General features: G+C 49.9%; 2 rRNA genes. Both read right to left on the bottom strand.

Annotation, left to right across the window (positions count from 1 at the left end):
- Nucleotides 1–16 precede the first annotated feature (16 nt).
- A 5S ribosomal RNA gene (gene rrf, locus G5B32_RS16740) occupies nt 17–128 on the bottom strand.
- Nucleotides 129–267: 139 nt separating this feature from the next.
- Nucleotides 268–2,802: ribosomal RNA gene (locus G5B32_RS16735) — 23S ribosomal RNA — on the bottom strand; the annotation flags it as partial.

The raw sequence follows: 2,802 nt of genomic DNA, 5'->3' as shown, positions 1-2,802 counted from the left end.
TTTGTTGTTTAATAAAAGAAGGCACCGACCTACTCTCCCACCTGTTACGGCAATACCATCGGCTCGGGCGGGCTTAACTGCTCTGTTCGGAATGGGAAGAGGTGAACACCGCCGATATAGGCACCCAAAGTTTTTGTTAGTAGTGAGTAATGTGTATTGCGTAGTGAGTATGTATACTCTGTACTCAATTCTCCATACTCTGTACTAATTGACATACTATTGAAAGAAAAAATAGAACGTAAGAAGAAGACAACAGATTCTATCCGCATTGGAAAGCTTCGGGCTATTAGTACTACTCAGCTTTGGTCTCTCAACCTTTACACCTGTAGCCTATCAACGTAGTCATCTGCTACGACCCTATAAGGAAGTCTCATCTCGTGGCTAGTTTCGCACTTAGATGCTTTCAGCGCTTATCTATTCCCGACGTAGCTACCCAGCCGTACACCTGGCGGCATAACTGGTTCACCAGCGGTCAGTCCATCCCGGTCCTCTCGTACTAAGGACAGATCCACTCAAACTTCCAACGCCCACAACAGATAGGGACCGAACTGTCTCGCGACGTTCTGAACCCAGCTCGCGTGCCACTTTAATGGGCGAACAGCCCAACCCTTGGGACCTTCTCCAGCCCCAGGATGTGACGAGCCGACATCGAGGTGCCAAACCTCCCCGTCGATATGAGCTCTTGGGGGAGATCAGCCTGTTATCCCCAGAGTACCTTTTATCCTTTGAGCGATGGCCCTTCCATACAGAACCACCGGATCACTATGTCCGTCTTTCGACCCTGCTCGGCTTGTAGGCCTCACAGTCAAGCAAGCTTTTGCCATTGCACTCCACGTACGGTTACCAAGCGTACTGAGCTTACCTTTGAAAGCCTCCGTTACCTTTTTGGAGGCGACCACCCCAGTCAAACTACCCACCAAACAATGTCCTCCGCTCTGCGGAGTTAGAAACCGAATACAGAAAGGGCGGTATTTCAAGGTTGTATCCACGAATCCTGGCGAATCCGCTTCACATACTCCCGCCTATCCTACACATCCTGTACCCAATTTCAATGTTAAGCTATAGTGAAGGTTCATGGGGTCTTTCCGTCCCGTTGCGGGTAATCGGCGTCTTCACCGATACCACAATTTCACCGAGCTCATGGCTGAGACAGCGCCCAGATCGTTACACCATTCGTGCAGGTCGGAACTTACCCGACAAGGAATTTCGCTACCTTAGGACCGTTATAGTTACGGCCGCCGTTTACTGGGGCTTCGATTCAATGCTTCGCCTTGCGACTAACATCCCCTCTTAACCTTCCAGCACCGGGCAGGTGTCAGGCCTTATACCTCATCTTTCGATTTTGCAAAGCCATATGTTTTTGCTAAACAGTCGCCTGGGCCTTTTCACTGCGGCTGCTCCTCTCAGAGACAGCGCCCCTTCTCCCGAAGTTACAGGGCCATTTTGCCGAGTTCCTTAGCCATGACTCACTCGAGCACCTTAGGATTCTCTCCTCGACTACCTGTGTCGGTTTACGGTACGGGTTTTATATACCTGAAGCTTAGCGGGTTTTCTTGGAAGTCTGATTACCTGCTCTATCTGCGCTCCCGAAGGTTTGCAGTACTATTGGGTTTCAGCTAGGTCCGCGGATTTGCCTACGGTCCTAATACCTACGCCTTTTAACCAGCTATTCCGTCAGCTGGCGGCAGTGTCACTACTCCGTCACCACATCGCAGTATATAAAAGTACTGGAATATTAACCAGTTGTCCATCGGCTTTCACCCTTCGGTTGCGCCTTAGGCCCCGACTAACCCTGATCCGATTAGCGTTGATCAGGAAACCTTAGTCTTTCGGTGGGCGGGTTTCTCACCCGCCTTATCGTTACTTATGCCTACATTTGCTTTTCTATAATCTCCACACTACATCACCATAGTGCTTCACCGACGATAGAATGCTCCCCTACCAGTACATCGTATGATGTAATCCATAGCTTCGGTAGTAATCTTGATGCCCGTTTATTATCCACGCCCGGTCGCTCGACTAGTGAGCTGTTACGCACTCTTTAAATGAATGGCTGCTTCCAAGCCAACATCCTAGCTGTCTGGGCAACCGGACCTCGTTAGTTCAACTTAGACTACATTTGGGGACCTTAGCTGATGGTCTGGGTTCTTTCCCTCTCGGCCTTGGACCTTAGCACCCAAAGCCTCACTGCCGATCATATCTTATAGCATTCGGAGTTCGTCTGGATTTGGTAGGATTTGACTCCCCCGCACCCAATCGGTAGCTCTACCTCTATAAGACTATATATCGACGCTGTTCCTAAAAACATTTCGGGGAGTACGAGCTATTTCCCAGTTTGATTGGCCTTTCACCCCTACCCTCAGGTCATCCGGAAACTTTTCAACGTTTATCGGTTCGGTCCTCCAGTTGGTGTTACCCAACCTTCAACCTGCCCAAGGGTAGATCACAAGGTTTCGCGTCTACCTCTACTGACTCTGCGCCCTATTCAGACTCGCTTTCGCTGCGGCTACGTGACTGAATCACTTAACCTTGCCAGTAAAGAGTAACTCGTAGGCTCATTATGCAAAAGGCACGCTGTCACAGGATCACCCTGCTCCAACCGCTTGTAAGTACACGGTTTCAGGTTCTTTTCACTCCCCTGTTCGGGGTTCTTTTCACCTTTCCTTCACAGTACTGGTTCACTATCGGTCTCTCAGGAGTATTTAGCCTTACCAGATGGTGCTGGCAGATTCAAGCAGGATTCCTCCGGTCCCGCCCTACTCAGGATACCACTAGCGCTGTATTGCTTACCTGTACGGGGCT

The sequence above is a fragment of the Sphingobacterium sp. SGL-16 genome (assembly GCF_011043515.1).
In the GTDB taxonomy this organism is placed as follows: domain Bacteria; phylum Bacteroidota; class Bacteroidia; order Sphingobacteriales; family Sphingobacteriaceae; genus Sphingobacterium; species Sphingobacterium litopenaei.
The sequence above is the reverse complement of the archived record's forward strand: the minus strand, read 5'-3'. Positions and strand labels throughout refer to the sequence as shown.